At 40.5% G+C, this 5,273-nt stretch carries 5 protein-coding genes and 1 pseudogene; 3 read left to right on the top strand and 3 right to left on the bottom strand.

All coding sequences use genetic code 11. The features are described 5' to 3' along the window. Positions 1-441: EF-hand domain-containing protein (locus tag PX484_RS15240; RefSeq protein ID WP_288104536.1), on the top strand; the 441-nt coding region annotated here is incomplete at its 5' end. A gap of 330 nt (positions 442-771) precedes the next feature. Here PX484_RS15240 and PX484_RS15235 read toward each other — a convergent pair. From PX484_RS15235 to PX484_RS15225, 3 genes are all read right to left on the bottom strand, one after another. After that, positions 772-921 carry a hypothetical protein gene (locus PX484_RS15235; protein WP_287768056.1) on the bottom strand — a complete coding sequence of 50 codons (150 nt, stop codon included), beginning with the start codon at positions 919-921 and terminating at the stop codon, positions 772-774. A 26-nt stretch (positions 922-947) separates the two neighbouring features. After that, positions 948-2,108 (bottom strand): DNA-methyltransferase, encoded by a 1,161-nt coding sequence (locus PX484_RS15230; RefSeq protein ID WP_288104534.1) that lies wholly within the window; start codon positions 2,106-2,108, stop codon positions 948-950. 84 nt (positions 2,109-2,192) lie between these two features. After that, positions 2,193-3,464: a dihydroorotase gene (locus tag PX484_RS15225; protein ID WP_288104532.1), complete on the bottom strand. Its 1,272-nt coding sequence runs from the start codon at positions 3,462-3,464 to the stop codon at positions 2,193-2,195. A 189-nt stretch (positions 3,465-3,653) separates the two neighbouring features. Here PX484_RS15225 and PX484_RS15220 point away from each other — a divergent pair, with 189 nt between their 5' ends. Both PX484_RS15220 and PX484_RS15215 read left to right on the top strand, forming a co-directional pair. Continuing rightward, a complete protein-coding gene (locus PX484_RS15220; protein WP_287669028.1) occupies positions 3,654-4,922 on the top strand; it encodes a DNA methyltransferase in 1,269 nt (422 codons plus the stop codon). A gap of 180 nt (positions 4,923-5,102) precedes the next feature. After that, positions 5,103-5,273: pseudogene (locus PX484_RS15215) on the top strand (Uma2 family endonuclease); the annotation flags it as partial.

Raw genomic sequence — 5,273 nt, 5'->3', positions numbered from 1 at the left:
GTGTTAACCGGTAAGAGTTCCAGGGAGGCGATCAAGCATTTATTGACGGAATTGCCGGCCTCGGAAACGGAAACTGTCGAGTCTTTGCGTCGGGAGTACGGAGTTACCGGTCAGGAGGAGGAAACGATTCTCCATCGTCCTTTGGCCCATCAATTATGGCAAAATATCGCCCGTGCTTTTCAGGTCTTCGATCGTCTATCTTTTAGTAGTCAGAGCGATCGTGAGCAACAGGAGGGGATTTTATTGGAAAGATTCCAGCTATTCGATAGTGATGGCTCTGGACAAATTAGCCTTGAGGAGTTAAAAGCTTGTCTTCAGGCGATCGAACCGGGGGTGACAGACAAGGAAATCGAAGCTATGTTACAACAGGCCGATACAAGTCGCGATAATCAGATTAGTTTTCCGGAATTTCGCGACCTACTTCACCAATTCCATAAATAAACTGTCTGCAACTATTGCGTCGGTCATGAATTCCAAGACATTAGGATTCTGATAGCAAATTAAATTGTATTCAGTGCAAATAGAGAATCAAGTTAGCTGTCACCTTGATGGTGGGAGCTTTTTCTTTTTTTAGCCAATACAGTGCTTCTGTTCACCCCTAAAAGGTTACGGTTAATTAGTTGGGCTGAAAGATTAAGTAGCTGGTTATAATTAAATTAAAAATGGATTTTAGGTTCGATCCCCCCTGAGTCCCCCCTTAATAAGGGGTGTGCCGATCCCCCCTGAGTCCCCCCTTAATAAGGGGGGCATCTGATAATTTTTAACGCCTACCTACTTACCTGTGATGATAACATAGGCTTTACTTGTCCCAGCCATTGCCAAGATTTGCCCTCGCATATATTCAGGTTTAATGGGGCTAATTTTCTCTATTTCTAGATAGTCTTTTGGAGTAAAATAAGCGTGACTTTTACTGGCTGTCATGGGGTTTATCTTGCTTGTTGTTAGTGTTATAACGGACAATTAAGCCAAATAATTGAGTCTAAATCAGCCTGATTGCCTTCAGTAATTAGCTTTTGTATCATTTCAATATAATTAAAATTACTCTCGAATAAAACAAAACGTCTATCTAAAGAAGCGGCCGCTAGTCCCACGGTTCCTGAACCAGCAAAGGGATCTAAAACCACATCACCTTTAAAAGAGTAATAGGTAATCACTTTTTCTGCCAATTCTACGGGAAAAGCGGCGGGATGTTTTGAGTTAGTGACTGGGTTAATCTTCCAAACATTAGTGCGTTCATAACCATCGGCAATTTTTGAGGCTTTTACTACTTCTTGATCGGGATGATTGCGAATATGCCAATCGATGAGTAAATCCGTGTGTTTACGATAGACTAAAACGTATTCAGTCACCGGCACGGTTTTGTATTGGAGAGGGTTTCGATCGGCGGCAAATCTGCGCCCTCTACCAGTTGCCCACCCTGCTCCCTCTGGTTTTAGCCAAATAATATCATCAATAAAGTCGTAACCTTCTTCAATAAAAATTCGATGCAAATCAAAGGGAACAGCAATACGTTTAGAAGCTTGATTACGCGAAGCGCGACGCAACAGCACGGGAGAAATATTAATGACAAAAAAACGTCCTTCACTCAAAACTCGATGACATTTTCTGATCACCTGTCGCAGCTTCAATAGATAGCTTTCGTATTCTTCAAATTCTGAATATTCTGGACGAGCATTAAAATAGGGTGGTGAGGTAAAGATTAAATCAACACTTTCTGCTGGCATTTCCTCCAAAAGTTCGCTACAATCACCAAATCCGATGGTATTTCTCAGAGAGGAAAGCTTGTATTCTTTTTTGGTTTTCTTGCGGGTTTCTAATTTAGATTCATCCTGTTTTAACAGACGAGCGACAATAATTTCAGTCCGGGTTGTCCTATCGGCTAAAATTTCGGTGGTGTAGGCATCGATCACCACTTCCCCAACGGTTTTTTTCTGTTCATTACATAAAGGAACTCGCCAAATATGATATCTGTCATCCACTTCTGGTAAACCTAATTTAATCGCATTAACTAAATTTATTTCCCGCAACCAATTAAGGACAATTTCTTTAGCTTCTGCCACCGTGCGAAGTAGATAACCGCGCTTTTCCGATACCAGTTCTTTTTCCATGGCATTACTCTAGTTTTCTCTAGAATTCTAGCTGATCATTATCCAAAAAACTAGGAGAGTCTCAAGATAGAAATTGGCCACCCTTTAAAAATTCCACATTTCTAACACTTTTCCCGTAATTGTTTGATTTAACCAGAAAGTATTATGACTGAGGGAGTGAAGATTATTTGCTGTTACTTTCCAGCTTGCTTGGGGATGAAAAAGAATTGCTTCTGCGGGATTACCGGGGTTGAGAGATGCCGGTTTTTGTTGTAAACAATGACAGGGATTGAGACTAAGCGCTTGCCATAATTGTAAAGCTGATAATTGCCCGGTTATTACTAATTTTTCCCAGAGTAGCGGTAAAGCTAATTCTAACCCGATCGCGCCGGGGGGTGCTTCTGCAAAAGAGACGGTTTTTTCTTCGTAGGTATAGGGACGATGATCGATCGCGATTGCGTCGATAATTCCCTCCTTAATTGCCGCAATTAACGCCTTGCGATCGCTTTCGTTGCCCAAGGGTGGAGCGAGGTGTAAACTGGGATGATAGCTGGCGATCGATCCTGTATTTAAGAGGAGATGCAACCACGTCACACTAGCGGTTATCGGCAATCCCCGCATTTTTGCCTCGCGAATTAATTCCACTCCTCGACGGGTAGAAATTCGCATTAGGTGAACAGGTGTATTAATTTCGCCGACGATTTCTAAAATTGTGGCTAAAGCAGTGGTTTCGGAAATAGCAGGATCTCCTGGTAAACCGAAGCGAATCGAGGTTTCTCCCTCACGCATGACTCCATTACCCTTTAATTGCTGATTTATCGGGGAAAGGGCGATATTTTTACCGAAGGGTTTTAGGTATTCCAATAAGCGCCGCAACAGTCCCAAATCTTCCAGACCGCGATTATCGGTAAAACCCACCGCTACAGGCATTAAATCGGCTAATTCCGTCATTTTTTGCCCTTGTCTTCCTAGGGTGAGACTTGCCCAAAAATGCAGACGGGCCGATTTTGAGTCAAAAAACCCTTGACTTTTTTGCTGTAATGTGCTAATGAGTGCGGGGTGATCGAGGGGTGGGAGAGTATTGGGGAGAATTGCCACCCGGGTGCAGCCTCCGGCCGTGGCCGCTTTGAGCAAAGATGCGAGGGTTTCTCGGTCCTCGTGGCCGGGTTCCCCGGAATGACTGTAGAGATCGACTAATCCGGGGGCAAAAATACAGTTTTGACCGGAAATATAGTTACTATTTTCTCTTGGGGGAAGCTGAGATTCGATCGCTTTAATTACCCCCTCCTCAATCCAGACATCGGCAATGCGATCGGTTTGTGTCAGGGGGTCAAGGACTCTAACCTGTTCTATAATTGTCGAGGATTGGCTATTCACGCAGACTAATTAAAACGTCATTTTTTCCTTTGGCAGTATATCACGTTAAGTAAAAAGTAAAAAGTAAAAAGCAAAAAAGCTGAGTTGTCGGTTAGGTTAAGGGACGATAAGTTAGAATATTGATCGACTACGGTTTTAATCTTTATTTTAATTGGCCGATCCACCCTAAGCAGAATTGATAGCCGAATCATGCAGTTAGAACTTTTCGCTTTTAACAATTTAGAAGAATTTGATCGGGGAACCCCGCGATTAGTTTCGTTTCGAGATTTAGTACCAGAAATCACCAGCACCAGTTATCTAACCCATAGCATCTATTATTATCCTGCCAAATTTATTCCCCAAGTGGTGAGATTTTGCCTTGATAATTACAGTAAAAAGGATGATTGGATTATCGATCCTTTTGCCGGTTCAGGTACGGTGGGTTTAGAGGCTAAACTTTGTCAAAGAAATGCGGTTTTAACTGACCTGAATTATCTTTTAAACCATATTATTCCGATTAAGATCACAGAACACCAAGAACCATTGAGTTACTCAGAGTTAGATAAAAAAATCTTAGAAGTTTTTGCCAGCAAGGATAAATTTAACCCTCAGTGGTCAAATTTAAACTATTGGTATCCAGAGGAGATTTTAGCAGTTTTGCAGAAACTTTGGGCAGGTCAAAAAAGTCTAGAACCTGATTTGTATTCCCAGATTATTCAATCGGTTTTAGTGAAAGTTAGTAAACAGTTTTCCTATGCAGAACATACCAAACCTAAATTATTTCAATCGAAATACAAAAAATCAGATATACAGGAACTATTACAAAGAGATTGGCAAGAGGAATTAAAACGAACGATTAAAGATATGAGTTTTGAAACTTTAACCAGCGTTAATCAATATATTACCGTAACTTGGCATAATTATAATCAAGTGCTTTTTTATGGAGGAGTAGATAGTGCCACTTTTGAGATCGAGCAAAATCTAGAGTTAGATTGTTTAATTAGTTCCCCCCCCTATCTGCAAGCACAGGAATATATCAGAACAGCAAAACTAGATTTATATTGGTTAGGATATACAGAAAAAGAAGTACAAAAAATCTCTAAGCTAGAAATTCCCTACCGACAGGCTACCAGATTAATCGAAACTGAAACCCTAAATCAAGTGAGATCGAGTTTAGAGAAAGAGAATTTACATAAAATACTCGATTCCTATTTTTGTCACACTATCAACGCTTTAGAAAATGCCACCAGAAAATTAAAACAAGCTGGCAAAGCTTGCATTTTTGTGGGTAATCCAAAAGTGGATGGAGTGGAAGTAGAAACTTGGCGAATATTAAAGGAATATTTTCAGGAAAATGGCTTTGTTTTTGATACCGTCTTTGAGGATAGAATTAAAACCAGACAGTTATTCAAATCTCGCAAGAATAAAAATCCTGATGGCATGAAATCCGAATATTTACTAATTTTAGAGAAAAGGTAGCTCTAGTTTAGTCAAATCGAATACAAAAAATATCAACAACTTCCCCAAGATAGCACTAATCCGCAAGGTTAAAACATTGATAAATCTACAGTGAAATAGTTAAGGGCTGAGGACTGATTGCTAACTGCTGTAACAAATTTAGTTTATAATTAATTATCAACCTATCTCTGTTGGAAAACCATGACTATCGCTGAAAGCTTACCCCTAGTCGAGTCTCATGTAAACCCTGAGATAATCTTCCCAGAAGGCGAATTTTGGAGTGATGAACCCCCTTTGGAAAGTAACCTACATCTACAACAAATTATTTTATTAATTCAGTGTTTAGAATGGTGGTGGCGCGAACGAGAAGAT

Source organism: Microcystis sp. M49636_WE2, from assembly GCF_030065375.1.
Classification (GTDB): domain Bacteria; phylum Cyanobacteriota; class Cyanobacteriia; order Cyanobacteriales; family Microcystaceae; genus Microcystis; species Microcystis aeruginosa_C.
The sequence above is the reverse complement of the archived record's forward strand: the minus strand, read 5'-3'. Positions and strand labels throughout refer to the sequence as shown.

What these genes read in the sequence shown, in the direction of transcription:
- PX484_RS15235 (WP_287768056.1), bottom strand. Translation starts at nt 921, where the DNA reads ATGACAGCCAGTAAAAGTCACGCTTATTTTACTCCAAAAGACTATCTA.
- PX484_RS15230 (WP_288104534.1), bottom strand. Translation starts at nt 2,108, where the DNA reads ATGGAAAAAGAACTGGTATCGGAAAAGCGCGGTTATCTACTTCGCACG.
- PX484_RS15220 (WP_287669028.1), top strand. Translation starts at nt 3,654, where the DNA reads ATGCAGTTAGAACTTTTCGCTTTTAACAATTTAGAAGAATTTGATCGG.